Raw genomic sequence first — 25,004 nt, forward strand, 5'->3', positions numbered from 1 at the left:
CTCAGGGGAGCATCTTGTCGAGGGCCGCGGGTCCCTCCGCCTCCAGCTTCCGCTTGGCCCATTCCAGATTGCGCGGGGTGATGTCCTTGCCCGAGGCAAGGACCAGGTCCTCCGGCGAGACTTCGGTGCCGGTGCGGGTGTGGAGCAGGTCGTCCGGGGTGGCGCGGTCCTCGGACGGCCCGGACGCGGGCTGTGACGTCGGCATGATTTCTGCTCCTCGGGTCCGGATCGCTGGGTGCGGTCCCGGCGCTCTCGCGCAAGGGGTCCGCTATCACCATTCAACGCCTTGGCGCGCCGTGCATCCGGAGGGGCCCGCGGCCTGGAAATGACGCGGTGATCGAATCGGCGTCTAATGGGCACAAGGCATGTCTCGGCGGCCTACGGAGGACACCAAGGTCATGTCACCGACCAGCGAGGACGCGGGGGAGGACAGCGGGGCACGACCCGTACGGGGGCTGCGGCGGCTCGGGGAAGCATGCGCCCGGCATTGCGTGATCGTCATCGTCGCCTGGCTGGTGGCGCTGGCCGCCCTCCAGGTCCTGAACCACACCCATGGCGGCGAGTACTCCGACGACTTCTCGTTGCCCCAGTCACAGTCCGAGCAAGGCCTGGACGTGCTGGAACAGCACGATCCCGCGGCCGGCGGCTACAGCAGCCAGATCGTCGTGCACGACGCGCAGAAGTCCCTGACCTCGCTGGACTCACAGATGTCCACCACGGTCGGCGACCTGCAGAAGCTCGACCACGTCCTGGCCGTCCAGAACCCTCTCACCAGCGCGTCCTCCAGCAGCCAGCAGCCGAACATCGGGCCGCTGTCCACCGACGGCAAGACCGCCTACATCACCGTCCGCTTCGACGTCCAGCCCTCCACCCTCGAAGACAGCTACCTCGACGGCGTGGACGACTCGGTGAAGCCGCTGCGCGGGGCCGGGGCGCAGGTCGAGTACGGCGGGCCGCTCGGCGAACTGGCCCGGCCCGCCGCCGATGACCGGGTGAGCGAATTGATCGGTTTCGCGGTGGCCATCGTCGTGCTGCTCGTCGGCTTCGGCAGTGTGATCGCGGCCGGAATCCCCCTGGTGACCGCTTTGATCAGTGTGGTCGGCGGACTCGCCTGCCTCGGTCTGCTCGCCGCCGCGTTCACCTTCGCCACCGTCTCACCCACTCTGGCCACGATGATCGGGCTCGGCGTGGGCATCGACTACGCCCTGTTCCTGATCACGCGTCATCGCCAGAACCTGATGGACGGCGCCGACCCGGTCCGCGCCGCCGGCCGTGCCGCCGCCACCAGCGGCCGTGCTGTGCTGGTCTCCGGCTGCACGGTGATCGTCGCCCTCGCGGGCCTGTACGCGTCCGGGGTGTCCTTCATCGGCAAACTCGGGCTCGCCGCGGCCGTGACAGTGGTGTCCGCGGTCGCGGGCGCCCTGACGCTCGTACCGGCCCTGCTGGGGCTGATCGGCACCCGCATCGACCGCTACCGGGTACGGCGCCCGGTCGCCGAGACGGACGCCGAACCGGGGGCCACGCCGCACGGCACCTGGCACCGGTACGCGCAGCGCGTGGCGCGTCGGCCGGTGCGCTATCTGGCGGCCGGGGTCGCGACCGTCGCGGTCCTCGCCATCCCCGTCTTCTCCATCCAGCTCGGACACATCGGCGACGGCGCCGACCCCACCTCCTTCACCGACCGGCGCGCCTACGACCTGATGACCGACTCCTTCGGCCCCGGCTCCAACGGCCCGCTGACGGTCGTGGTGGACCAGACCAAGGTGCCCGACTCCCAGCGCTCCGATCTGTCCTCGAAGGTGCAGAAGAGCCTCGACGGTGTCTCCGGGGCCGCCGCGGTCACCCCGCTCACCGCGACGAAGGACGGGGACGTCCTGCTGTCCACCGTGTACTCCAAGACGTCTCCGCAGGACGCCGGCACCACCGACCTGACCAACCGTTTGGTCGACGACACGCTGCCCGACGCGCTCTCCAGCACCGACGCCGAGGGCTATGTCACCGGCACGACCGCCGCCCAGGTCGACTTCCGTGACATCGTGTCCAGTCGGCTGCCGCTCATCATCGGCGTGGTGGTCGCGCTGGCCTTCCTGATCATCCTGGCCGTCTTCCGCGGACTCCTGGTCGCCGTGAAGGCGGCCGTCCTCAACGTCCTGTCGATCGCCGCCTCCTACGGCGTCGTCGTCGCCGTCTTCCAGTGGGGCTGGGGCGGCCCGGCGCTCGGCGTCAACGGCAAAGTGCCCATCGAGAGCTATGTGCCCATGATGATGTTCGCGATCATCTTCGGGCTGAGCATGGACTACGAGATCTTCCTCCTCTCCCGGGTGCACGAGGCCTGGCTGCGCACCCAGGACGCCAAGGCCTCGGTCGCCCACGCGCTGGAGATCACCGCCCGGGTCATCACCTGCGCCGCGCTGATCATGGTGAGCGTCTTCGCCGCTTTCATCGTCAGCGACAACATCGTGGTCAAAATGCTCGGACTGGGGCTCGCCGTGAGCGTGTTGATCGACGCGACCGTCGTGCGGCTGCTGATGGTGCCCGCGGTGATGACCCTGCTCGGGCGGCACGCCTGGTGGACACCCCGCTGGCTGGACCGGATCCTCCCGCACATCGACGCCGAGGGAGAACACCAGCGGGGGTGAGCCCTAGAACGGTGTGAGCGTCAGGCGGATCCCCGTCGGGGCCGTGTCCTGGATGTACGAGGCGAAATCGGCGACGTCGTCGAAGGCGAAGCCGTACGCCCGCCCGTCCTCGGTGGCCGCGTGCAGGGCTGCCGAGTAGTGGTTGGTGAGCGAGCCCCGGTAGAAGGTGGCGGGGTCGGTCGTCGGCTGGGACGGGTGCGAGATGAGCGTCGAGCGGTTGAATCCGGCGCCCAGCACTGCCGCGACCGGCCCGGTCGTACCGTCGTTGGGCGCGGCGAGGGCACCGTCGCAGAAGAGCACGTCCCGGGTCGAGGGCCGGGCGAAGGAGACCGCGGCGGGCCCGGCGAAGGTCAGTCGGTCACCGCGCACCCGCCCCGTGAACGCCCCGGCATTGGTCGTGACGACGAGATCCCGCCCGGTGTACGAGCTCCACACCTCGTCGATGTACGGCGCGAAGTAGTCCTTCGGAAACAGCCCGGCGTCCAGCCCGTGCCCGGGCGCCAGAACCCGCGTGTCATCCACCACCAGCCGCGCGAAATCCGCGTTCTGCCGTACGGCCGCGAAGACGGACGCCCGCCCGCCGGCGCGCAGCGTGCCCGTCGTCTGGTCCTTCGCGCCGGTCAGCCGGATGCTCAGCGGCACGCTGAACATGTCGACCATCGTGGTGTTGCAGAACATGCCCGAGGAGTTGTAGGTGAACTCGGCGCAGTCGTGCAGCACCGGGTAGTTGGGATCCGAGGTCACCCAGCCCGCCGGGTACTGGAGCGCCGCGTTGCCGTTGCCGTCCGTCACGGCCTTGAACTTGAGCTTCTGGCCGAGCGCCACATAGATCCGCCCGGACAGGTACGGCAGCGACAGCCGTGTCTCACCGCTGCCCGCGAGGCTGATCGCGTAGTCGGTGAAGCCGTCGGGGCCGTTGTCCGACAGGGAGATCGGCGCGAGCGTGCCGTCGGGAGTGACGCGGACCTGGCGGCCGTCCTGGTTGCCGACGATGTAGAGGTGGACGTTCGCGTTGTCGAAGGAGCCGCTGTCGTTGACGATCGTCAGCGGCAGGCCGGCGGCCGCGGTGGGGCCCGCGAGTGCGTGCGGCGCGACGGCGGCGACGGCGGGCACCGCCACGGCGGCACCTCCGAGGGCGAAGAGAACCTTGCGACGGCCGAGTTGGCGCTGGTGCCGGGGCGTCATGTGGGGGCTCCTGACGTACTTGTGGGGGTCTGCCGGCGGTGCGCCGGCAGCCTGAGAGCGCTCTCAGAATGCTCACTGTCCCCGGGGAAATCGAGGGTCCGTCAGAAACCGGCGGCCATTTAACGGTGTGCTAAGCGTCTCTTAAAGGAGGTAGGGTCGCGATCTTCGGCTGGCGGAAGCCACCCGGAGTCCCCCTGAGGCTGCCGATGAACCTCGACGACACTCCCGCACGGCTCCGACTCGACCGTGCCCTGGACGGCCTGTCCGTCACCTTCCGCGGTATGACCGCCCGGAGCGACGAGGCTCAGTGCACCTGCCACTGGGGCAGCGAGGACGAGCTCGCGCTGTTGAAGATCCCCGACGTGGAGCTGGACCCGGACCTGCTGCGCCGCACTTGGGACGCCCCCGACTGGAGTGACCACGGCGCGGTGTTGCGCCGGATCCTGCCGCAGTTCGCCAGGGAGCTGGTCGGCGGCCGGGTGGAACCCATCTTCGGCATGCACACGGTCGGCCGGTCGTTCGGGCGCGGACACTGGCGCCAGTGGCCCACGCAACAGAGCGCCGCCGTCTGGGAGTTCCTGCACGCATGGTGGGGCCAGAGCCTCACGGACCCGGAGCCCGTCGTGCCGGTGCACGAGCTCCTCGCCCTGTGCGCCGAGGCATCCGGCACGCTCACGCCGTGGCTCGATACCTGGGAGGCGCTCGATCACCCCGTCGCCGACCGGCACTTGGCGGTGGCCGCCGACGAGTGGGAGTACGAGCTGCTGGGGGACTTGCTGCCCTGGGACGCCTGGGACGACGAGGATGCGCTGCGCACCGAACTCGCGGCCTGGCTGGTGCGGTACGCCCCCGGCAGGCTGCGCGACCTGGACGTACCCGAGGAACTCCTGCACCGCATACGGCTGATCGGACTTACGGGCCCCGCTCGCTGGGAGGACCCGCACTATCCCTTCCGCACGTACTGAGCGGGCGTCAGCCCAGGACCGTCTCCCAGGTGTCGACGGCGTAGTGCACCGTCATGCCGTGGCGGGCGTACAGGCCAGGCGCGCCGGTGGTGTTGCCGGTGTCCACGCCCAGGCCCACCGTGTCCCGTCCCCGGGCGGCGAAGGCGGCGAACGCGTGGCGAAGCAGCAGGCCGCCGAGGCCCAGGGCGCGGGCCTCGCGCAGTACTCCGATGCCGCGGACCCAGCCCATGGCCTCGCGGTCGTCGCGGGCTAGGAGGAAGCCCACGTCTCCCTGGTCCTCGGTGCTCACGATCCACACCAGCGACCAGTCGATCCTCTCGGCGCCGATGTCGTGCAGCCACTGCTCGTAGGTGCGCGGCTGGAAGTCGAAGTGCTCGGCGAAGGTGGCCTGGTTCAGCGCGTGGGCGCGCCTGCGGTCCGCCTCATCGGCGCACGCCCGCAGCCGTACCCCGGGCGGCACCTGCGGGGCCCGGTCCTCGGCGGGATCCACCGGTCGGTGCAGCACGTGGTAGCGCCGTACGACGGACCAGCCGCGCGCCTGGATCAGCGAAGTGTCCAGTGTGGGCGCGACGTTGAGGTGCAGATGGACCACGGCCCTGGCGGCGCCGTTCTCGCGGGCCTTGGCCAGGGCCCTGGCCTCCATCGCCGCGAACAGCTGCTGCCCGGCCTCCTGGTGGTCGGGCAGCACATAGTGGTCGGCGTCGACGCGCTCGCCGCCCGACTCTTCCCACACCAGCCCGTACGCCACCAACCGGCCCTCGTGGAAGGCCAGCCAGGAGTCCTGGGACAGGTCGATCTCGGGGTGCTTGAGTTCGGCCTCGACGGTGTGCAGATCGGTCTCGGGCCGGCCGATCTCGATCAGATCGACCGCGTTCAGCAGCTCGGTGATGGCGGGCGCGTCGGCGAGATCGGCGGGGCGTACGACGTAGGGCATGCGGCAAGGGTCCGGGGGCGGGTGGGGCGACCGCAACGGGATTTCGGTCAGGTGCCTTCGACGGCGGCCGTGACCGGCGTGCCGGTCTCGATCGTGCGGCTGACCGTGCAGAGCCGGTCGTGGGAGGTCTTCACCGCCCGGGGAAGAATCGCGCGGGCGCGGTCGCCGCCCTCGCCCTCCGGGAAGGAGACGGAGAAGGTGACCTCCAGGTCGGTCATCCGGTTGCCCTGCTCGTCGCTGACCTTGTGGCCGGTCACGGTGACGGTGAAGCGGTCGGGTTCCGCGTGGCGGCTGGTGGCGACGTCGACGTCGGCCATGGTGCAGCCGCCGATCGCGGCGAGCAGCAGCTCGACCGGGGTGAAGTCGGCGCCCTCGGTGCCGAACTCGATCGTGCCGCCACGGGCGTTGGCGGCGGTGAAGTGGCCGGGGCCGGTCCGCTCGACGGCGACGGAGCGCAGGGAGTTGTCGGTCATGCCGCAGACCCTAATCGTGCACCGCCCCCGAAAATGTGTGGACGCACCCGAGGAAGAGCCCCTACGGTGTGATCACCACGCCTTGAGACGACGGAAGGAGGCGAGTGCCATGCAGTTCACCTTCTCCAGCGCTCCCTTCACCGCAGTCCCGGCGTGCTTTGTGTGATCCGACCGGGAGCGCTGTTCGCAGCTTGTATCCCGGAGGAATCCCCATGACCGATCTGGTCATCCGTACGCTCGACGAGAGCGACGCCCATCTGTTCGACGCCCTGCCCGACCCGCTGGGCGCGAGCGAGGCACACCGCACCACCCGTCACCGCCCCGACTGGAAGCGCGTGGCCCTGCGCGACGGCAAGGTCGTGGCGCGCGGCGCCTGGTGGGGCGGCCCCGACGACTCGGAGCCGCTGAACATCAACTGGTTCGACGTGGCCGAAGGGGAGGAAGAGGCAGGGGCCGAACTCCTGCGCTCCGTCCCGTGGCAGGTCGACCTGGAGTTCAATCTGCCCGCCGGCTGGCGCGAGATCCCGGCCGTGCGCGCCGCGGCGGACACCGCCTTCGCGGCTGCTCGCGCGGTGGGTTATGAACTTCTTGTCGAGCGCTACCTGTACCGGTGGACGCCGGAGTGCGGGCTGCCCGAGCGGCCCGGACGGCTCGTCTTCGAGGCCGAGCCCGACGACGCCGTGTTCTTCGACGCGCTGCGCCGCATCCACTCCGTCACGCTGGACGCCCATGCCCTCAAGGCCATCAAGGAGGGCGGCCTCGACCAAGCGGCCCAGGAGGAGATGGACTTCTTCCGCTGGTGCCCCTCGCCGCGCGAGTGGTGGCAGATCGCCCGCACCCCGGAAGGCGAGCCGGTGGGCATCCACATCCCGGGGCGCAACCTGACCTCGCCGATCATCGGCTTCATCGGCGTCCTGCCGGAACAGCGCGGCCGCGGCTACGCCTACGACCTCCTCGTGGAGTGCACTCACTTCCTGGTCGAGCAGGGCGCCGAGTTCATCAGCGGGGCCACCGACCAGGGGAACTTCCCGATGGCCGCGAACTTCGCCAAGGCCGGCCACCCGGTGGTCCGGGAGCGGATCGACTTCCATGTCCCGGGCGGGACGCGGTAGTCGGGCTGACTGTCAGTGCCGGATGACATGCTGATCCGGTACTGACAGTGACGGCGTACGGAGGCACGGTGGGATTCGACGGCACGGTGTGGCACATCCGCAGCGGGGACGAGTCGGTCGGGGAGATCGCGATCGACGAGGCCGACTTCCCCTGGCTGTCGGGCCACTTCACCCCGGGTCCCGCCTATGCCTGTGTGCGTGACCTCTTCGCCCGCGAACTCGCCCTGGTGGCGCGGGTCGACGAGGACGTGGAGGAGTGGGAGGCGGCCTACGACGAGATCCGCAGACGCGTCTCCCTCTCCTCCCCGGACGGACCCGTGGCCGAGTTCCTGCTGCACATCGAGGGAGACCGGGCCTGGTTCCGGTGGAGCGACGAGCCGTTCGAGGAGTGAGGGCGCTGTCTCAGCCGTTCAGCAGGGCGTCGGCCTCGGTGAGGATCTCGGTGACACGCAGGCCGAACGCCGCGTCGCACGGGTGCGGCTGTCCGGTGCGGGCGGCGGCCAGCAGCGCGTCCGTCGCCCGCATGAACGCCGGCACCACACCCTGCGTGCTCGCCGGAAGGTGCGTCACCCCCGCCTCACCGCGCAGCTCCACGGCGGCCCCGGCCGCCGCCGACGGGGCGGTCAGGCTCAGCGCCAGCGCGCTCGACGCGCCACCGGCGTGGCCGAGGACCAGGTGCACGGTGTCCCCGGGCCCGTGCGCGGCCGCCGCGACCTCGCGCACCTCGCCCAGGACCGGCAGCAGCACGGACAGGGCATGCGGTCCTACGTCCCACAGGGCGCCCTTCTCCCGTCGCCACGGCGAGTTCGCGAACGGGCTGTCGCCGCCGTTGAACACGGCGCCCAGCCACTGCGCGTGCGCGGTGAACCAGCCCTGCGCGGCGGCCTGTTCGGTGATCCACTCCTCGGTCTCCGGCTGGAACCGGGTGGTGAAGAAGACCACCGAAGCGACCCCGGCCTCCTCGGCCGCCTCGACCACCGCCCGTCCCTGCTCGACCGTCGTCGCCAGCGGCTTGTCCAGCAGCAGATGACAGCCCGCCCGCGCGGCCCGCACCGCAAGCTCGGCCTGGACGGACGGCGGCAGCGCCACGGCGACGGCGTCCACATCGGCGAGCAGGGCGTCGACATCGTCGTAGGCCCGGATGTCATGGCGGGCGGCGAGGTCCTTCGCCGCGTCCGCGCGGCGGCCCCACACCCCGACGAAGTCGACCCCCGGGTGTTCGCTGAGGGCCGGGGCGTGGGCCAGCTGCGCCCACGGGCCGGTGCCGAGCAGTCCGATGCGCATACCGTCGCCTCTCCATGCTGCCGTAACGGATGACGATCGAGCGTTTCACACCGACCCGGGCCCGGGGCAAGCCGGGTCGGGAACGGCAGGGCCGAACGCGGGCGCACGAGACCGGTGACTTTGCCGGTCCCCGGCGCCGGACCGGACACCCACAGTGGCACCGCCAGTCCAACGGCGGTGCCCGCCGGTGCGGTGCTCCCGTGCCGACCGTCCGCCACGACAGAGAGGACGACTCGTCGTGCAGGTCCACCCCCACATCAGGCCCCGCAGGGCCGGAAGACTCGCCGCAGCCGCGGCGGCGCTCGCCGCGGTCCTCGGGCTCGGCACCCTCGCCGGGCCCGGCGCCCACGCGGCGGACAACCCCTACGAGCGCGGCCCCGCGCCGACCACGGCCAGTATCGAGGCGGCCCGCGGCCCGTACGCCGTCTCCCAGACGTCCGTCTCCTCCCTCGGTGTCACCGGGTTCGGCGGCGGCACGATCTACTACCCGACCAGCACCAGCGACGGCACCTTCGGCGCGGTGGCGATCTCGCCCGGCTACACCGCCTACCAGTCGTCGATCGCCTGGCTGGGCCCGCGCCTGGCCTCCCAGGGCTTCGTGGTGTTCACCATCGACACGAACTCCACCCTCGACCAGCCCGACTCCCGTGGCCGCCAACTCCTCGCCGCACTGGACTACTTGACGCAGCGCAGCTCGGTGCGCGCACGCGTCGACAGCACGAGGCTCGGCGTCATGGGCCACTCCATGGGCGGCGGGGGCAGCCTGGAAGCCGCGAAGTCCCGCCCCTCCCTCCAGGCGGCGATCCCGCTCACGCCCTGGAATACCGACAAGACCTGGCCCGAGCTCAGCACACCCACGCTGATCGTCGGCGCCGACGGCGACACGATCGCCCCGGTCGCCAGCCACTCCGAGCCGTTCTACACGAGCCTGCCGTCCAGCCTGGACCGCGCCTATCTGGAGCTGAACGGCGCCACCCACTTCACGCCCAACTCGTCGGACACGACGATCGCGAAGTACAGCGTCTCCTGGCTCAAGCGGTTCATCGACAACGACACCCGCTATGAGCAGTTCCTGTGTCCGCTGCCCCGCCCGAGCCTGACCATCGAGGAGTACCGGGGCAACTGCCCCCACACCGGATGACGTTGTGCCCCCGCACGGCCGCCGCCCGGAAACTCTGGGCGGCGGCACAGTCCGTTTCCCGCCCACAACGTGCACAACCGCAGCTCACAGGCCCAATTCGCGGCCCCTGGGGCCTGGGTGAGTGGCTTCCGCACGGCGTTACGCGTAAGTAACCTCGCGGGAATGATCGGTGACACGAGCGTGCGGGCGGCGGAGCGCGGGCGGGCCGAACTCGCCCGTGGGCGGGTGCAGTTAGGGGACGGGCCCGTCGACGACGCCCGGGAGACCCTGCTGCTGGCCGCGTCGCTGTTGGCGGCAGAGGAACCGGAGCAGGCGGAGGCCGCACGGCTCGCCGCCGTGGACGCGGCCTGGGCGGCCGGTGATGTGACGGGGTGCCTCAAGGCGCTGGGGGAACCCGTCGGCGACGATGTCGTGGGGGACTACCGAGCGGGCATGAAGGCCCTGTTGGAGAGGCGCCCCGACCGGGCGGCGGTCCCCCTGCGGCGCGTGATCGACCACCAGGACGACCGGCCCGAACACCTGCTGCGCTGCGCGACGGCCGCCCTGCTGCTCGGCGATGTCGTCGTCGCCCGCCGGGCCGGCGCCCGCGCCCTCGCCGCGGCCCGGAACTCCGCGTCCCTTCAGGCCCGGGCCCTGGAATACCTGGCCTACGCCGAGCTGCGCGCCGGACGGCACGCCCAGGCGCGCACCCACGCGGAAGAAGGGGTACGGACCGCACTGCGGGCCGGCCGACGGAACACGGCGGCACACCACCAGGCCATGCTGGCGCTGGCCGCCTCGATCGTCGGTGAGACGAGCACCGTCGCGGGGCACGCGACGGCCGCCCTGACCACGGCCCGACGGCACGGCCTGGCGCAGGCGGCGACGCTGGCGCAGTGGGCGGTGGCCCGGACCGACCTGGGCTGCGGCCGTCCCCTCGACGCCGCCGACCGGCTCGGCCCGCTGGTACTGCCGGGCGTGCGGCGCGGTCACTTCGCCGTCTGGATGCTCGCCGTGCCCTGCTTCGTGGAGGCGGCGGTGTTCGCCGGGCGGCCCGAGGACGCGCGGGCCGTCGTAGAAGACTTCGCCGGGTGGGCCGCGCTCGGTGCCGATCCGCATGCGCCCGCTCAACTCGCCCGCTGCCGTGCGCTGCTCGCGCCCGCCGAATGTGCCGACGAGCTGTATCTGCGGGCGCTGGCTCTGCACGACGAGACCGGCGGGGACTTCGAGCGGGCCCGCACCGAGCTGCTGCACGGCAGATGGCTGCGGCGCCGAAGGCGGCTGCGGGAGGCGCGGGTGCGGCTCGGGGCCGCGCTGGTGGGGTTCGAGCGGTGCGGGGCCCGGGCGTGGGCGGAGCAGACGCGGGGGGAGCTGCGGGCCAATGGGGCCGCCGGGCACGAGGGGGCGGGCGGTGAGCTGGCGCGGCTGACGCCGCAGCAACTGCGGATCGCCCGCCATGTCGCCGAGGGCGCCACCAACCGGGAGGTCGCGCTGCGGCTCGCCGTCAGCACCCGCACGGTCGACTACCACCTGCGCAACGTCTTCGCCACGCTCGGCGTGAGGTCCCGGATGGAGCTCGCGCGCCTGGTCGATCAGCACGGCCGGTGACCGCCGACGTGCGGATCTGTGGGAGGCGGGAGGAAAAAGAGCGGTGCACAACCCTAGGGACCGACCGGACGGTATGTCATCCTTCGGGGCAGGACGAGTCGGGCGGCCGCCGCCGCCGTACGGGCGACGCGGGTGACCGGACACCGCAGAGTCTCCCGGCACGAGCGCACCGCCGGGAGTCCGAGCTTGTGGGAGGACCGCGATGCATCCTGCCGTACGGACACGCGCGATGATCCGCACCGGACCGGTGCCCGTTCCGCAGCCGCGGAACGCGCGGCGCGGGCGGTCGCTGATCGACGCCGACGCATTGCGTGTCCTGCACCGGGCCGCGCGCGTCCTGATCGACGACCTGCCGGACCTCACCGACCGGCTGGTGGCCCTCGTCCAGGAGCAGGAGACCGCCTACCGGACCGCGCTGGAGACCGACTACGCGGGCACCTGGCAGGAGGTGCACCGCTCACTGCGGCACAGTGTGATGTCGCTGCTCGACCCGCGCGGCAACCGGGACGCGGCCCGCCGCTGCTCTTGGAAGATCGGCGTGCGCCGTGCCGAGCAGGGCGTGCCGCTCGACGCCTTGCTGCACGCGTTCCGGCTCGGCGGGTCCCTGGTGTGGCAGCGGCTGGTGGAGGAGACCTCCCGGACGGCACCCGAGGACGTACGGCTGCTCGTCCATGTGGCGACCGACGTGTGGAACTTCGTCGACGAGCACTGCACCCTCGTCGCGGACGCCTACCGGCAGGCCGAGCGACAGCTGGCCTGGCGGCGCGAGAACCGGGTACGGCTGCTCGCGGCCGCCCTCCTCGACGGCACCAGCCGTATCGCCGACCTGCCCGAGACCGCCGAGGGCCTGGACCTGCCGGAACACGGCCGGTACGTCGTCGTCGCGGTCGCCGGCGGACGGCCCCCGGGCCCCTCGGGCGCCCGCGCCTCCGCCGTACCGCCCGGCACGCGCGTGCACTGGCACACAGGAGTGGAAGTGGACTACGGCATCGTCCTGGTCGGCGACGAGGATCCGGAGGGCGACGACGACCCGCTGGAGGGCCTGGACCTGGCCCCGGGCAGCAAGGCCGGCGTCGGCAGCGTGGTCACGGGCCTGGCCGCGGTGGGCGACGCCCGGCAGCTCGCGGATCTCGCGCTGAGCATCTGCCCGCAAGCGGGCGGCACGATCCGGCTGACGGAACACCTCCCCGAGGCCCTGGTCGTCTCGTGCCCCGAACTCGGCACGACCCTCGCCGACCAGGTCCTTGGGCCGCTGCTCCGGCTGGAGCCCGCGGACCGGGACGTCCTCCTGGACACCCTGTCCGCCTGGCTGTCCTGCGACGGCTCCGCCCAGCGCGCGGGCGAGCGCCTGTACTGCCACCGCAACACCGTCCTTAACCGCCTGCGCCGCTGCGAACAGCTCACTGGGCGCTCCCTGGCCCGCCCCCTGGACGTGGTGGAGATCAGCTTGGCGCTGACGGCGCGGCGACTCCTGCGCTGAGCCACTGCCCGGGCCGCCCCTTCGGCAACCCCGCTCCACCCCCACCCTGGGCACCCGCACAACCCCCACCCTCCCCGGTTGGGACCACGCAGCGACCCCGCCCCCAGCCCTGTTCCACGCGCCCGCGCCCGTGCTGTCGTGAGCTCCCCTTCCCCCGAAGCCCGTGCCCCTGCGGCACGGATCCGAGGAGCCGTGATGCCCGAAGCACCACCGGACGAGGAACCGGCCCTGCACGTCGAAGGCCTCGACGTGACCTACGGCCGTGCCCTGTCCGCCCTTCGTTCCGTGTCGCTGACCGTCCCGCACGGCGGCGTCGTCGCCCTGCTCGGCGCCAACGGCGCGGGCAAGACGACCCTGCTGCGGGCCGTCTCGGGCACCCTGCGCCTGCACCGCGGCGCGGTCACCGCCGGCCGCATCCGCTACGGCGCCACGGAACTCGACGGCCGCGACCCGGTCGCCGCGGTGCGCGCCGGCGTCGTCCAGGTCCCGGAGGGCAGGCGCGTGTTCGCCGGGCTCACGGTCGACGAGAACCTCCGCACCGGCGGCCTCGGCCTCGGCCGCCGCAGTCCCGCCCTGGTACGCGAATCCCGCGACCGCGTGTTCACCCTGTTCCCGCGGCTCGCGGAACGCACTCACCAGGCCGCGGGGCTCCTGTCCGGCGGAGAGCAGCAGATGCTCGCCATCGGCCGCGCCCTGATGGCGGCCCCCCGGCTGCTCCTGCTGGACGAGCCGTCCCTGGGCCTCGCCCCGCAGATGGTGGCCCGGATCGCCGAGGTCGTCCGGGAGATCCACACCCAGGGCACCGCCGTGCTCCTGGTCGAACAGAACGCCGGCATGGCGCTCTCCCTCGCGGACAGCGCCTATGTCCTGGAGGTCGGCGAGATCCGGCTGTCCGGGGCGGCCGACGAACTCGCCCGCACGGACGCCGTACGGCGGCTGTACCTGGGCGAGACCGCCGACGGTCAGGGGGCCGCGTGAACGACCGCACCACCGCACCGCCCGTGCTCGACGTACGGGACGTCACCGTCCGGTTCGCCGGGCTCACCGCCCTGGACTCCGTGTCCTTCACGGTCGTCCCGGGCACCGTGCACGCCATCATCGGGCCCAACGGCGCCGGCAAGTCCACCTGCTTCAACGTGCTGTCCGGGCTGTACCGCCCCGCCTCCGGAACCGTCCGCCTCGGCGACACCGACCTGACCCGCCTCGCCCCGCACCGCATCGCCGCCCTGGGAGTGGCCCGCACCTTCCAGAACATCGTCACCACCGAAGGAACGGTCGCCGACAACCTGATGCTCGGCCGGCACATCCTGTCCCGCGCGGGCTTCGCCGCCAGCGCGCTGCGCCTGCCGAGCGCCGTGCGCGAACAGCGCGAGCACCTCGCCCGGGCCCGCGAGATCGCCGAGCTCACCGGCCTCGGCCAGCACTTCGACTCCCCGGTCGCGCTGCTGTCCTACGGCGACCGCAAACGCGTGGAGTTCGCCCGCGCCCTCTGTCTGGAGCCCAGTGTGCTGCTGCTCGACGAACCCGTGGCCGGTATGAACGCCGCCGAACGGGCCCGCACCGCCGAGACGATCCGCGCCGTGCGCGCCGAACTCGGCCTGTCCGTCGTGCTGGTGGAGCACGACATGGGCCTGGTGATGCGGCTCGCCGACGAGGTCACCGTCCTCGACTTCGGCCGCGTCATCGCCCACGGCACCCCCGACGAGGTCCGCCGCGACCCCGAGGTGCTGCGCGCCTACCTCGGCACCGAGGCCACCGGGGAGGACGCGGCATGACCGGCTTCCTCGACAACGTCCTCAACGGCCTCGCCCTGGGCTCGGTCTACGCCCTGGTCGCCCTCGGCTTCGTCATCATCTTCAAGGCCTCGGGCGTCATCAACTTCGCCCACGGCTCCCTGCTCCTGCTCGGCGGCTACCTCACCGCCGTACTCCACGAAGACCTCGGCTTCGCGGGCGCCCTCGCGGTGTCCGTGCTGGTCACGGCGGCCGTGGCCGGGCTCATGGACCGGTTCCTGCTCCAGGTCGGCGGACAGGATCCGCAGGCCGCCCATGTGCAGACGATCGTGACGATCGGCGTCGACATCGTCATCCTCACCGACCTGTCCCGTCGCATCGGCGGCGACCTGCTCACCCTCGGCGACCCCTGGGGCGACTCGGTGAGCGGCCTCGGCCCCATCACGGTGGCCGACAGCCGCCTCGCCGCGATCGTGGTCTCCACCGTCGTCATCGCCGGCGTGTTCGCCCTCTTCCGGTACACCAACTGGGGCCTGGCGCTCAGGGCTTCGGCGGAGGACATGGAGGCCGCCGCGCTGATGGGCGTACGGCTGGTGCGGATGCGCACCCTCGCCTGGTGCCTGGCGGGCGGACTCGCCGCGCTGGCCGCGGTGTTCCTCGCCGCCTTCCCGGCCCCGGGCCTTGAGCGTACGACCGGACAGATCGCCCTGAAGGCCTTCCCGGCCGCCATCCTCGGCGGCATGGCCTCCCCGCCCGGCGCCCTCGCCGGCAGCCTCCTGATCGGCCTGACCGAGGCGCTCGTCGCCGGATACCAGACCGAACTGCACGTCCTCGGCGAAGGGTTCGGCGATGTGGCGCCCTATGCGGTGATGGTCCTCGTCCTCCTGGTACGGCCCAACGGGCTGTTCGGCGCGAAGGGAGCGGCCCGTGTCTGACTTCCTGCGCCGCTACCGCGCCTGGACCGTCCTGCTGGTCGTCCTGCTGTGCGCCCTGCCCTTCTACCTGGACGCATTCTGGCTGCGCATCGGCCTGTTCTCCATGGCCGCCGCCGTCGGCGCCGTGGGCCTCGGACTGCTGGCCGGCACCGCGGGCCAGCTCTCCCTCGGCCACGCCTTCTTCCTCGCCGTCGGCGCCTACGGCTATGTCTGGCTCGCCGGAGAGCCCGGCCCGGGCCTGCCACCCGCCGTCGCCGTCGTCCTCGCGGTGCTGCTCGCCGGGGCCGCGGGCGGTCTGTTCAGTCCGGTCGCGGGCCGGGTGCGCGGGATCTACCTCGGCGTCGCCACCCTCGCCCTGGTCTTCCTCGGCCACCATGTCCTGCTCACCGCGGACTCGATCACCGGCGGCTTCAACGGCCGCTCGGTGCCGCCCCTGGAGCTCGGCGGCTTCTCCTTCACCGCCTCCGACCCCGAGATGACGCTGCTGGGCGTGCCGTTCGGCGCCGAGGAACGGCTGTGGTACCTGGGCCTCGCGCTGTTCGCGCTCACCTGGTTCACCGCCCGCGGCCTGCGGCTCGGACGCCCCGGCAGGGCACTGGTGGCGCTGCGCGACAGCGAGACCGCGGCCGCGGTGATGGGCGTGCACGTCGCCCGCTACCGCTCGGCGGCCTTCGTGGTCTCCTCCATGTACGCGGGCCTGGCCGGGGTGATGCTCGCCCTCGCCTTCCGCCGGGTCGTGCCGGACTACTTCTCCCTGGCCCTCTCGGTCGACTACCTCGCCATGATCGTCATCGGCGGTCTCGGCTCGGTCGCCGGAGCCACCGCGGGAGCCGTCTTCGTCACCGCGCTGCCCCTGCTGATGACCCGCTACGCCGACCAGCTGCCCCTGGTGGCGGCCCCCGGCACCACCGACGGAGCGGTCGGCCCCACCGAGGCGGCCCGCTACCTCTACGGAGCGGCGATCGTCCTGATCCTGCTCTTCGCCCCCGACGGACTGCACGGCATGGTCCGGCGCGCCCGCGCCCGGATCCAGCGCCGACGGGCCGTACCCAAGGACGCGGACCCCGCGACCGAGACCCCATCACCCGCCTCAGCTGTACGAGCCAAGGAGCCGACACCGTGAATCACCCTACGCACCGCACCAGGACGGTTCTGGCCGCCGCCCTGACGGCCCTGCTCCTCGCGGGCACCGGCTGTAGCTCCAAGGCGGACGGCGACAGCGCCGCGGACGGCGCCGACGGCGTCAAGGCCGGGCCCGGGGTCACCGACAAGACCATCAAGCTGGGCGCCCTGACGGATCTGACCGGCCCCTACGCCACCCTCGGCAAGTCCATCGTGCAGGCCCAGCAGATGTGGGCCGACGAGACCAACGCCAAGGGCGGCATCTGCGGCCGCAAGGTCGAGATCGTCGTCAAGGACCACGGCTACGACGTGCAGAAGGCGGTCACCGCCTACGCCGACATAGCCCCGGACGTGGTGGCGCTGCCCCAGGTCATCGGATCGCCGGTGGTCGCGGCCCTGCTCGACGACATCGAACGGGACGAGGTGCTCACCTTCCCGCAGGCCTGGGCTGCCTCCCTGCTCGGCAAGGACTCCGTGCAGGTGCTCGGCACCACCTACGACGTCGACATGATCGCCGCCGTCGACTTCCTCACCCGCACCAAGGGCCTGGCCAAGGGCGACACCATCGGCCATGTCTACTTCGAGGGCGACTACGGGGCGAACGCCCTCGAAGGCTCCGAATGGGCCGCGAAGAAGGCCGGGTTGAAGGTCGTGGGCCAGAAGATCAAGGCCACCGACACCGACCTGTCCGCCCAGGTCTCGGCGCTGCGCAAGGCGGGCGTCAAGGCGATCCTGATCAGCGCCGGACCCGCCCAGACCGCCTCGCTGGTCGGCGTCGCCGCCTCCCGCGGGCTGCAGGTCCCCGTCGTCAGCAGCGCCCCCGGCTACGCCCCGCAGCTGATGAAGACGCCCGCGGCGGCCGCCCTGGAGGCCATGCTGCACGTGGTGAGCGCGGCCCCGGCCGTCAGTGCTGACGTGCCCGGCGTGAAGAAGATGGTCGCCTCCTACCAGAAGAAGTACCCGGGCGCGCTGGTCGACTCCGGGGTGCTCTCCGGCTACAACGCCGCCCAACTGATGGGCGCCGACCTGAAGAAGGCCTGCGAGGGGGGCAGCCTCGCCCGGGCGGACGTGGTCGCCGCGCACCGCTCGCAGAAGAACGCCGACGCCGGACTCGGCACCGCGCAGGACTTCTCCGACGTGGCGCAGCCGGCGAGCCGCTCCACCTATGTGCTCAAGCCCGACGCCAAGGCGGTCGGCGCCATGGTGAACGTCGAGGAGGCGCACGAGGCGCCCGGAGTGGAGGAGTACCTGGCCTCGAAGGGTTCCTGACGGTACGTCACCCGGTCTGCGGTGCCGTGGTGGCACCGTGGACCGGGATACGGCGGTACGGCCGAGGAACGCCGCCGGTGCTGGACGTATCCCCTGAAAGGTGCGGAACCCCCGATTCGGGTGCACCATCGGAATCGGGGGAGTTTTCGGCTGGCATCGAGCACCGTTCCACGGTTGAGGAGTCGCCATGCCCATGCTTCTGATCCAGGGGTTCTACGACATCAAGGGCTCGCAGCCGGACGGGGACACGGTGCATTTCACGGCCGCCGACCCGACGCAGTGGAGCCTTGTCGGCGGTGGGCTCGGGCGCGCCGTCGAGCACAGCGCGGTGGGCCGCGCGAAGCTGCGGCTGGACGCGGTCGACACACTGGAGACGCACTACGGCCCGAGCCGGGTCCACCAGCCGCTCCAGTTCGCCCATGCCGCGCGTGACGAGCTGTTGCGCTGGCTGGGCTTCACCGACGTCCAGCGCCGCCCCGACGAGACCGTGACCGCGACCACCCCGGAGACGGTCCCCGGCTTTGTGCTCACCCGTGGTGCCGATGTCCACGGCCGCTGCATCGCCCTCGCGGGACGCGGAACGGCCCCCGGCACGAGCGGCCTGGAGATCGACGTCGACGAAGCCGTACTGCGTACGACCGTCAACCACCATCTGCTCACCCAGGGCCTGGCGTACCCGACCTTCTACCGCACCCTGTTCACCAGCCTGCGGGTCGAGCTGGCCACGGTGTCGAAGCAGGCCCGGGACGAGGGCCGGGGCCTGTGGCCGAGCGACGCCACTCTGAGCGGCGCGAAAATCACCGGACTGGCCTCCCTGACGGACGACGTCGTGATCGTGCCGAAGCTGTTCCGCCGGCTGGTCGACTACCTCCGCCTCGGTATGCCGATGTCCTGCTCTCCGGCCTTCCTGGCCGGCGTCGGGGACCGGTACTCGGTCCTGTCCACCGGTGAGCGGTGCGTGGGCCTGCATCGTGTCGTGGAGCTCACCAACGGCCAGACCATCCGCATGACGCATCCCCCCGAGGACCTGCTCTTCGAGGACGCCTGACACGAGGGTGCGGGCGGGCCACTGGCACGGAACCGTGCCAGTGGCCTGTCATGCCGGCGCCCGGTTCACCAAGTGGGCTTCGCGACACTGCCGTAGGACCAGGAGCCGCCCTTCGACATCTCGAAGTGCAGGTGCGGCCCGCTGGAATTGCCCGTGCTGCCGACCCTGCCGAGCTGCTGACCGGCGGAGACTCGCTGACCAGCCCTCACCTGGCGTTGCGAGAGGTGACTGTAGGTGTAGACATGGCCGTTGTCCGCGGCGAGGCCGATCCACTGGCCGTACGCGCCGCCCTGGCCGTTCGACCAGGCGACCTTCCCGCCGCGTACGGCGACCACGGGGGCACCGGAGGGGGCGGCGAAGTCTTGGCCGGTGTGCCGGCCGAAGCCGTCGGGCTTCCAGGCGTAGGGGCCGCGTTGGAAGAACCCGAAGGTGACCTTGCGGCCCGGCACAGGTGAGGCGACCTTGCCCTTGCCGCGACGCGTCGGCTCGCCGTCGACGCGGAACAGGCCGGTGATACGGCCGAGGTTGGCCAGGGAAGTGGGACCCGGTATGCCGTCGGCGTCGGTTCCTTTGAAGCCCTGCTTGCGTTGCTCCGCCTCGTACGCCTCCTTGGTCTGGCGGCCGAAGTAGCCGGTCACCTCGTCGATCCGGTGGCCCCGCTTGATGAGGGCCTGCTGCACGATGCGCACGTCGTCGTTCTTCTTGCCGAACCGGACGTTGGACACAGCGACCATGGGGGACTCCTAATACCAGTGGGGCGCCCGGCGCGGATCGGCCTGCTGGACGCGGGCGGCGAAGTTCGAGCCGGACTCGTTCACGCGATAGCGGTGGCGCACGTAGTTGACCGTGGCGCACATACAGGCGACCACGTCGTACGGTGTGGTGGCGGTGCCCGCCTGGTGGTAGGTGGCGAACGTGGCCGGAATGCACTGCGTGGCACCCCGGGAGCAGTTGAGAGGGTGCCCGTCGGCGGCCTTCCGGCCAGTCGCGTTCATGTCCGTCGTGTTCACCCGGAATCTGGGGTGGTTCGAGGCGGACTCGCGCTTGGCGATGGTGGACAGCGCCGGGACGCCGAACTCCGGTTCCATGCCGGTCAGTTCGCACGCCTTGCGGGCATAGGCCCGCATGGCCGCCTCACCGGAATCGTCGTCGGGATCACGGAAGGTGACCTGTGCGAGGGTGAGCTTTCCCGCGCCGCCCGACGGCACGGACCCGTCGTCGAGGCGGAACAGGCCGCTGCGGCGGCCGAGTTCGGCCAGGGAGGTGGGGCCCGGTATGCCGTCGGCGTCGGTTCCCTGGAAACCCTGGGCAAGTTGCTCGGCCTGGTAGGCGTTCTTGGTCTGCTCACCGAACAGGCCGGTGGCGCCGTCGGGGATCTCACGGCCCCGCTTGATGAGCGCCTGCTGCACGATGCGTACGTCCTCGTTCCGTTTACCGAACCGGACGTTGGACAACTGGACGTTGGACAAAGCGACCATCACCGCTCGCTCCCGGTCTTCCCCTGCTACCGGCCGATCGGATCGTCAGTCGACGTGGTAGTTGACGTAGTAGAAGGCGATCTCCTTGTTCGAAGGTACGCAAACGGTGTCAGCGCGGCGTCACCGTGCCATCATCGACGCGGTCGCGGGCAGGTGTTCGAGTTGCACGGTGTGCACGCGGAGCTGAAACTGGTGACGACACGCCCTGTCGGAGGGCGCGCCCGGGCGGCACACTGCTCGTGAGGCGGTCACGTTGGTCTCTGCTCATCCCCAGCTGCGTTTGCTCGGCCAGTTCCGTCTGGAGCTGGGCGCCGAGCCCGTGGAACTGTGCCGTAACGGCCAGCGGTTGCTGGCCTTCATGGCGCTGCGGGGGCGGGTGTCCCGAACGGTTCTCGCCGGCACCCTGTGGCCCGAGGTCACCGAGGGGCACGCCAGGGGCAGCCTGCGCACCACCCTGTGGAAGCTCCCGCGCGCCGAGCCGCCCCTCGTCGGCTGCTGCGGGGACGCTCTGCTGTTCGCCCCGGCCCTGCGGGTGGACGTGCACGCCCTCACCCGGACCGCCCTCGGGTTTGTGGAAGGCTGCGGCCTGCCGCTCGACGTCCGCCCGCCGCTCGGCCTGCTGACGGGAGACCTGCTGCCCGGCTGGGACGAGGACTGGGTCGTGATGGAGCGTGAGCGGCTGCGGCAACTGCGTCTGCACGCCCTCGACGCGCTCGCCGAGGCTCTCGTACGACAGGGCAGACCGGCCCTCGCGATGGAGGCGGCGTGGGCGAGCGTCCGCGCGGAACCGCTGCGGGAGAGCGCGCACCGGGCCGTCGTGGCGGCGCATCTCGCCGAAGGCAACATCGGTGAGGCGGTGCGCCACTACAGGGCGTTCAGCCGTCTGCTGGAGGAGGAGCTGGGCGTCGAGCCCTCACCCCGGTTCGCCCGGATGCTGCCCGTGCGGCCAGGAAACCCGGACAGGAAGGCGGCATCATGCATCAGAGCGTCCGCGACTACTGGATCAGCTTCAACGACCCGCTCGAAGGGCGCGTCAACTTCATGTACCTGGATGTGAAGGGGTACGTGAGCACCGGCATCGGCAACAAGATCGACCAGACGGCACGGGACAACTCCGCACCGACCGCGCAGGAACGCGCCGACTCGCTGGCCGCCGCGGGCAGGCTTCGCTGGCTGGTCAACGACACGGGCACGGACGCGACGTCCGAGGAGATCGCCGCCGAGTGGGACACGGTGAAGTCCCATATGGACCTCGCGCCTCTCGGGCACGGCCGGTTCGCGCCGCCGCTGACGCGTCTGCACGTCGACAATGACGAGATCGACCGGCACGTCTTCGAGAAGCTCGACGAGATGGAGTCGGTCCTCCTCGGCCGCACCGGCTTCGGGGAGTTCGCCTCCTGGCCGGCCAACGCCCAGCTGGCCACGCTCAGCATGGCCTGGGCCATGGGCCCGAAGTTCCGCTTCCCCAAGTTCCAGGGCCATGTGGGCGGCCGGAACTGGGTCGGCGCCGCCGACGAATGCCACTTCACCCCGGACGTCGGCACCATCATCATCCGCAACAAGCTCGACCGGGCCCACTTCCTGATGTCCCGTGACGTGGAGGACCAGGGCCTGCCCCTCGAGCAGATCGCGCTGGACCTCTCGGACGTGTTCGGCGTCCAGGGGGCACTGCTCGCCCTGGGCTTCACCCCGCTGTCGCAGGACGGCGTCGACGGCCCCCGCACGCAGGGCAAGGTCAAGGAGTTCCAGTCCGCAAGCGGCCTCGGCGAGAACGGCGCCTTCGACGACCCGGACACCGTGGCCGCCCTCGCCGCCCAGCTCTCGGGCCTCGGTTTCACCGTGTTCGGAGCCTGACCGACGACAAGGCACCAAGGGAGCGCGCCATGTCCGCCTTCACCATCGACATCTCCGGGCCCTTCCCGCCCGGCACCGGCGCCACCGACCTCGGCGGCCCCAACATCGGCGGCCACCAGCCGCCGCACTGGTACGAGCAGTACGGCATGGACTTCGGCGCGCCTGAGGGAACCGTGGTCCGCGCGGCCTTCGACGCGCACATCACCCGTCACAACCCGCATGTGCCGGCCGAGGACACACCCAAGGTGTACGGGGCCCAGCTGTTCATGCGGGCGCACAACGACATGATGGGCGGCTACTTCACCCACATCACCGGAGTGCCGCCCGGGCTGACCGTCGGCTCCTCGGTCAGCAGAGGCGACGCGCTGGGCACCGTCTGCCGCAGCGGCGCGACCGCCACCCATCTCCACTGGGCCCTGGTCGAGATCATCGGCGGCGCGCCGGGCGGCCAGTACCGGGGCGTCGACCTCAACGAGTTCCTGCTGGGCATCACCGGAACCGACACCGTCACCCCGGTGACCTTCGCGCAGGACGGCACACCGCCGGTGCCCGGAGGGGATGTCGGTCCCAGGGTGTACCACCTGGGCTCCCTGCGGGGCATCCAGGAGGGCCTGGCCGTGCTCGGCTACGACCCCGGCCGCATCGACGGACTCGACGGCCCGCGCACCCAGGCCGCGGTGAGCGCGTTTCAGGGGGACCAGGGTCTGCCGCAGGACGGAGTGTGCGGCGGCGACACCCTGCTCGCGCTGGCAGCCGCCCTGCAGGCGAAGGGTTTTCAGGTGGACGGAGTGTAATCAGCAGACGGTATGCGGGTTGAGCAGGTTGCGCAGGAAGGACTCCGGGTTGGGGATGGCGTCGGCGAGAACGCCGAGGTCCATGTCCGGCACCAGGGTGAGGGGAAGAGACAGGGGTCCCAGCACCACCGGTGCCAGGAGTTGCCAGTTCTCCATGTGCTGGATCGTGCGCAGCAGTTCCCGTACCGTCTCGCGCCAGTCCACGGCGGGCACCTGCGCGGGCACGGGGAAGCTGACCAGGTGGCCGGTCTTGCCGCCCGCGGTGGGCATGCGCGCGAGGCCCGCCAGCGGGTCCTGGTGCAGGGCCGGGTCCTCGTTGAGGTGCTCGCCCCAGATCTGCGCGCGCAGGTCACGGACGGACACACCCACCCGGTGCGGCGCGCCCCCCATGGTGCTGTCCGCCAGGTCCGTGTCGAAGACCCCGAGATGCAGTTCCGAATCCGTGGTGTGGGAGCGGAAGTTCAGATTGGCGCTGCCCGCGGCGACGTACTGGTCGTCGGCGATCATCAGCTTCGCGTGGACGTAGATCTGCGCCGAGCTCGCCGCCTGCTCCAGGTGGAAGCAGTGGACATTCGCCGGGGCGGTCGAGGCGATGCGCTGGAGCGCCTCCGTGCGCAGTGCCTCGTGGGCGTCCTTGAGCCCCGGTGCGTCGAAGTCGCGGGCGGTGACCAGGATGAGCTGGACGCCCCGGCCTGCGGCGTCCCGCAGATCGTCGACGAGGGGAGAGGGCCACAGGTACTGGTCCTCGATGTAGAGGTAGTGCCGCGCCCGCTGTATGGCCTTGCGGTAGGCGGCCGTGACGGTGAACTCGCCGCCCGGCAGGAAGGAGTAGACGCCCTTGCAGGTGAGGGTGCGCAGGACCTGCACCGCCTGCGTGCCGGACCGGGTCGGCGGCCCGGGTGCTTCGGACTGCGGGATCGGGGCGGGCGTGGCGTCGATACGGCTGGGCCGGGTCGGGTCGTTCCAGCGCTGGACGAGGCTCTGCCAGATCTGGCCGACGGCCGGCCCGAACACCGCGCACTGCACATCGTGCCAGCCCGGCAGGGAGATCTTCGTTCCCAGGAAGTCCGGCTCCCGCTGCCGTACGGGCGGATCGACGTGGGCGCCGTTGTCCCACCGGTCGAGGCACACGTCGATCCCACCGAGGAACGCGCCCGGCCCCTCGGCGGCGCCCTGCACCACCGCGCACTTCTGGTGGTGGGAGCCGAAGTCGCCCACCCTGGCGTCGAGGATCGCCTCGGCGCCCGCGTCGACCAGGCCGGTGCGGAAGTCGAAGTTGTCCTTGGACGGCAGCGTCGGCACCCGGGGCCTGCGCACGGGAAGCGTGGAGAAGTGCGAGCCGTACAGCAGGGCCCGTACGACGATGCCGTCGGCGCGGAGCTTGCGGAGCCGGTCGAGGATCCCCGGGGAGCCGGCGATCGTCGGGCGCAGCAACTGCTCGGGCGAGAACCGCCAGCCGGCGAACAGCACCCGGTCCCCGGCGAGCAGGGCGTCCAGGCGGTCGGCCAGCAGGTTGTAGTACCCCTCGGCATCGACGAAGAAGTCGACCACGTTGTCGCGGGTGAAGGCGGGGGAGCGGAAGGGTCCGAGTTCGGCGTCGGTCAGCAGCCATTCCTCGGGTGTGACGCTCGGCGCGGGCGGGCGTTCGGCGGCGGCCTGCAGTTCGTCCAGTTTGCGGACCGTCAACGGGCCGACGTCGTCGATCACCTCGGCCGGCGGGACGCCCAGCACCTCGATCTTGAAGCGGGCCACCGCGCCGGCCGTCTCGTCGCCGTAGTCGCCGTCCGCCCCGAATTGGGGCAGACAGTTCGGGTCCCGGTCCAGTAGCGCGATCTGCACCTTGCGCACGGCCGGATCCCTCCGGTGCCGGGTCCGCGAGATCCGGTCCTGGTCGTCGGCGATCGACTCCAGCAGCGCGTCGCCGGCGAAGAGCGTGCAGGTGAGCATCCCGGATCTCCTTACCTCTTGCCG

Annotated in this window: 23 protein-coding genes and 1 pseudogene; 16 read left to right on the top strand and 8 right to left on the bottom strand. The window is 71.4% G+C overall.

From position 1 onward, the window contains the following. Position 1: 1 nt before the first annotated feature. Positions 2–205: a hypothetical protein gene (locus tag OHT76_RS40510; RefSeq protein ID WP_328875872.1), complete on the bottom strand. Its 204-nt coding sequence runs from the start codon at positions 203–205 to the stop codon at positions 2–4. Positions 206–398: 193 nt separating this feature from the next. Here OHT76_RS40510 and OHT76_RS40515 point away from each other — a divergent pair, with 193 nt between their 5' ends. Then, complete coding sequence (locus OHT76_RS40515) at positions 399–2,639, top strand: MMPL family transporter (RefSeq protein WP_328875873.1); 2,241 nt, start codon at positions 399–401, stop codon at positions 2,637–2,639. A gap of 3 nt (positions 2,640–2,642) precedes the next feature. On the opposite strand, the gene OHT76_RS40520 is transcribed toward OHT76_RS40515, so the two are convergent. Continuing rightward, the gene (locus tag OHT76_RS40520) at positions 2,643–3,824 is read right to left on the bottom strand and encodes a glycoside hydrolase family 64 protein (RefSeq protein WP_328875874.1); all 1,182 of its coding nucleotides are present in this window, start codon (positions 3,822–3,824) and stop codon (positions 2,643–2,645) included. A gap of 206 nt (positions 3,825–4,030) precedes the next feature. On the opposite strand from OHT76_RS40520, the gene OHT76_RS40525 reads away from it, so the two are divergent. Further along, positions 4,031–4,789, top strand: a complete 759-nt coding sequence (locus OHT76_RS40525; RefSeq protein ID WP_328875875.1) for a hypothetical protein — start codon at positions 4,031–4,033, stop codon at positions 4,787–4,789. Positions 4,790–4,796: 7 nt separating this feature from the next. Here the strand turns inward: OHT76_RS40525 and OHT76_RS40530 are convergent, their stop codons facing one another. Together OHT76_RS40530 and OHT76_RS40535 are read right to left on the bottom strand one after the other, a co-directional pair. Then, positions 4,797–5,723, bottom strand: coding sequence for a GNAT family N-acetyltransferase (locus OHT76_RS40530; RefSeq protein ID WP_328875876.1), 927 nt, complete (start codon positions 5,721–5,723; stop codon positions 4,797–4,799). A 47-nt stretch (positions 5,724–5,770) separates the two neighbouring features. Continuing rightward, positions 5,771–6,196, bottom strand: coding sequence for an OsmC family protein (locus tag OHT76_RS40535; protein WP_328875877.1), 426 nt, complete (start codon positions 6,194–6,196; stop codon positions 5,771–5,773). Between the two features lie 212 nt (positions 6,197–6,408). On the opposite strand from OHT76_RS40535, the gene OHT76_RS40540 reads away from it, so the two are divergent. Next, complete coding sequence (locus OHT76_RS40540) at positions 6,409–7,308, top strand: GNAT family N-acetyltransferase (protein ID WP_328875878.1); 900 nt, start codon at positions 6,409–6,411, stop codon at positions 7,306–7,308. Between the two features lie 68 nt (positions 7,309–7,376). Beyond that, positions 7,377–7,700 (top strand): hypothetical protein, encoded by a 324-nt coding sequence (locus OHT76_RS40545; protein ID WP_328876740.1) that lies wholly within the window; start codon positions 7,377–7,379, stop codon positions 7,698–7,700. 10 nt (positions 7,701–7,710) lie between these two features. Here the strand turns inward: OHT76_RS40545 and OHT76_RS40550 are convergent, their stop codons facing one another. Continuing rightward, positions 7,711–8,592 carry a Gfo/Idh/MocA family protein gene (locus OHT76_RS40550; RefSeq protein ID WP_328875879.1) on the bottom strand — a complete coding sequence of 294 codons (882 nt, stop codon included), beginning with the start codon at positions 8,590–8,592 and terminating at the stop codon, positions 7,711–7,713. A 238-nt stretch (positions 8,593–8,830) separates the two neighbouring features. Here OHT76_RS40550 and bdeA point away from each other — a divergent pair, with 238 nt between their 5' ends. The 9 genes and pseudogenes from bdeA (at position 8,831) to OHT76_RS40595 (ending at position 18,907) form a co-directional block, all read left to right on the top strand. Further along, complete coding sequence (gene bdeA / locus OHT76_RS40555) at positions 8,831–9,733, top strand: bis(hydroxyethyl) terephthalate hydrolase (protein WP_328875880.1); 903 nt, start codon at positions 8,831–8,833, stop codon at positions 9,731–9,733. Positions 9,734–9,874: 141 nt separating this feature from the next. Next, positions 9,875–11,320: pseudogene (locus tag OHT76_RS40560) on the top strand (helix-turn-helix transcriptional regulator); the annotation flags it as partial. A 202-nt stretch (positions 11,321–11,522) separates the two neighbouring features. Further along, positions 11,523–12,800: a helix-turn-helix domain-containing protein gene (locus OHT76_RS40565; RefSeq protein WP_328875881.1), complete on the top strand. Its 1,278-nt coding sequence runs from the start codon at positions 11,523–11,525 to the stop codon at positions 12,798–12,800. Positions 12,801–12,995: 195 nt separating this feature from the next. Continuing rightward, positions 12,996–13,778, top strand: a complete 783-nt coding sequence (locus OHT76_RS40570) for an ABC transporter ATP-binding protein (RefSeq protein WP_328875882.1) — start codon at positions 12,996–12,998, stop codon at positions 13,776–13,778. After that, complete coding sequence (locus OHT76_RS40575; RefSeq protein ID WP_328875883.1) at positions 13,775–14,575, top strand: ABC transporter ATP-binding protein; 801 nt, start codon at positions 13,775–13,777, stop codon at positions 14,573–14,575. The genes OHT76_RS40570 and OHT76_RS40575 overlap by 4 nt, the downstream gene beginning before the upstream one ends. After that, a complete protein-coding gene (locus tag OHT76_RS40580; protein ID WP_328875884.1) occupies positions 14,572–15,468 on the top strand; it encodes a branched-chain amino acid ABC transporter permease in 897 nt (298 codons plus the stop codon). The genes OHT76_RS40575 and OHT76_RS40580 overlap by 4 nt, the downstream gene beginning before the upstream one ends. Next, positions 15,461–16,591, top strand: coding sequence for a branched-chain amino acid ABC transporter permease (locus tag OHT76_RS40585; protein ID WP_328875885.1), 1,131 nt, complete (start codon positions 15,461–15,463; stop codon positions 16,589–16,591). The genes OHT76_RS40580 and OHT76_RS40585 overlap by 8 nt, the downstream gene beginning before the upstream one ends. Beyond that, positions 16,588–17,859, top strand: coding sequence for an ABC transporter substrate-binding protein (locus tag OHT76_RS40590; RefSeq protein ID WP_328875886.1), 1,272 nt, complete (start codon positions 16,588–16,590; stop codon positions 17,857–17,859). The genes OHT76_RS40585 and OHT76_RS40590 overlap by 4 nt, the downstream gene beginning before the upstream one ends. Positions 17,860–18,046: 187 nt before the next feature. Then, a complete protein-coding gene (locus OHT76_RS40595) occupies positions 18,047–18,907 on the top strand; it encodes a nuclease (protein ID WP_328875887.1) in 861 nt (286 codons plus the stop codon). A gap of 65 nt (positions 18,908–18,972) precedes the next feature. Here the strand turns inward: OHT76_RS40595 and OHT76_RS40600 are convergent, their stop codons facing one another. Both OHT76_RS40600 and OHT76_RS40605 read right to left on the bottom strand, forming a co-directional pair. Next, positions 18,973–19,641: a M23 family metallopeptidase gene (locus OHT76_RS40600; RefSeq protein ID WP_328875888.1), complete on the bottom strand. Its 669-nt coding sequence runs from the start codon at positions 19,639–19,641 to the stop codon at positions 18,973–18,975. Positions 19,642–19,650: 9 nt separating this feature from the next. Continuing rightward, the gene (locus OHT76_RS40605) at positions 19,651–20,385 is read right to left on the bottom strand and encodes a peptidoglycan-binding protein (protein ID WP_328875889.1); all 735 of its coding nucleotides are present in this window, start codon (positions 20,383–20,385) and stop codon (positions 19,651–19,653) included. Positions 20,386–20,665: 280 nt separating this feature from the next. Here OHT76_RS40605 and OHT76_RS40610 point away from each other — a divergent pair, with 280 nt between their 5' ends. Genes OHT76_RS40610 through OHT76_RS40620 form a run of 3 tightly spaced genes read left to right on the top strand, consistent with a single transcriptional unit; the run spans position 20,666 to position 23,033 of the window. Beyond that, positions 20,666–21,442, top strand: coding sequence for an AfsR/SARP family transcriptional regulator (locus OHT76_RS40610; protein ID WP_328875890.1), 777 nt, complete (start codon positions 20,666–20,668; stop codon positions 21,440–21,442). Beyond that, positions 21,361–22,239: a peptidoglycan-binding domain-containing protein gene (locus tag OHT76_RS40615; RefSeq protein WP_328875891.1), complete on the top strand. Its 879-nt coding sequence runs from the start codon at positions 21,361–21,363 to the stop codon at positions 22,237–22,239. Before OHT76_RS40610 ends, OHT76_RS40615 begins: the two co-directional genes overlap by 82 nt. A gap of 29 nt (positions 22,240–22,268) precedes the next feature. Next, positions 22,269–23,033, top strand: a complete 765-nt coding sequence (locus OHT76_RS40620; protein ID WP_328875892.1) for a peptidoglycan-binding protein — start codon at positions 22,269–22,271, stop codon at positions 23,031–23,033. On the opposite strand, the gene OHT76_RS40625 is transcribed toward OHT76_RS40620, so the two are convergent. Next, positions 23,034–24,980 (bottom strand): phospholipase D family protein, encoded by a 1,947-nt coding sequence (locus OHT76_RS40625; RefSeq protein WP_328875893.1) that lies wholly within the window; start codon positions 24,978–24,980, stop codon positions 23,034–23,036. Positions 24,981–25,004 lie beyond the last annotated feature (24 nt).

The organism is Streptomyces sp. NBC_00287, assembly GCF_036173105.1.
GTDB lineage: Bacteria > Actinomycetota > Actinomycetes > Streptomycetales > Streptomycetaceae > Streptomyces.

Bases quoted from the DNA above. Each gene is read 5' to 3' on its own strand.
- OHT76_RS40510 (WP_328875872.1), bottom strand. From the start codon at position 205: ATGCCGACGTCACAGCCCGCGTCCGGGCCGTCCGAGGACCGCGCCACC.
- OHT76_RS40515 (WP_328875873.1), top strand. From the start codon at position 399: ATGTCACCGACCAGCGAGGACGCGGGGGAGGACAGCGGGGCACGACCC.
- OHT76_RS40520 (WP_328875874.1), bottom strand. From the start codon at position 3,824: ATGACGCCCCGGCACCAGCGCCAACTCGGCCGTCGCAAGGTTCTCTTC.
- OHT76_RS40525 (WP_328875875.1), top strand. From the start codon at position 4,031: ATGAACCTCGACGACACTCCCGCACGGCTCCGACTCGACCGTGCCCTG.
- OHT76_RS40530 (WP_328875876.1), bottom strand. From the start codon at position 5,723: ATGCCCTACGTCGTACGCCCCGCCGATCTCGCCGACGCGCCCGCCATC.
- OHT76_RS40535 (WP_328875877.1), bottom strand. From the start codon at position 6,196: ATGACCGACAACTCCCTGCGCTCCGTCGCCGTCGAGCGGACCGGCCCC.
- OHT76_RS40540 (WP_328875878.1), top strand. From the start codon at position 6,409: ATGACCGATCTGGTCATCCGTACGCTCGACGAGAGCGACGCCCATCTG.
- OHT76_RS40550 (WP_328875879.1), bottom strand. From the start codon at position 8,592: ATGCGCATCGGACTGCTCGGCACCGGCCCGTGGGCGCAGCTGGCCCAC.
- OHT76_RS40565 (WP_328875881.1), top strand. From the start codon at position 11,523: ATGCATCCTGCCGTACGGACACGCGCGATGATCCGCACCGGACCGGTG.
- OHT76_RS40570 (WP_328875882.1), top strand. From the start codon at position 12,996: ATGCCCGAAGCACCACCGGACGAGGAACCGGCCCTGCACGTCGAAGGC.
- OHT76_RS40580 (WP_328875884.1), top strand. From the start codon at position 14,572: ATGACCGGCTTCCTCGACAACGTCCTCAACGGCCTCGCCCTGGGCTCG.
- OHT76_RS40595 (WP_328875887.1), top strand. From the start codon at position 18,047: ATGCCCATGCTTCTGATCCAGGGGTTCTACGACATCAAGGGCTCGCAG.
- OHT76_RS40600 (WP_328875888.1), bottom strand. From the start codon at position 19,641: ATGGTCGCTGTGTCCAACGTCCGGTTCGGCAAGAAGAACGACGACGTG.
- OHT76_RS40605 (WP_328875889.1), bottom strand. From the start codon at position 20,385: ATGGTCGCTTTGTCCAACGTCCAGTTGTCCAACGTCCGGTTCGGTAAA.
- OHT76_RS40615 (WP_328875891.1), top strand. From the start codon at position 21,361: ATGCATCAGAGCGTCCGCGACTACTGGATCAGCTTCAACGACCCGCTC.
- OHT76_RS40620 (WP_328875892.1), top strand. From the start codon at position 22,269: ATGTCCGCCTTCACCATCGACATCTCCGGGCCCTTCCCGCCCGGCACC.
- OHT76_RS40625 (WP_328875893.1), bottom strand. From the start codon at position 24,980: ATGCTCACCTGCACGCTCTTCGCCGGCGACGCGCTGCTGGAGTCGATC.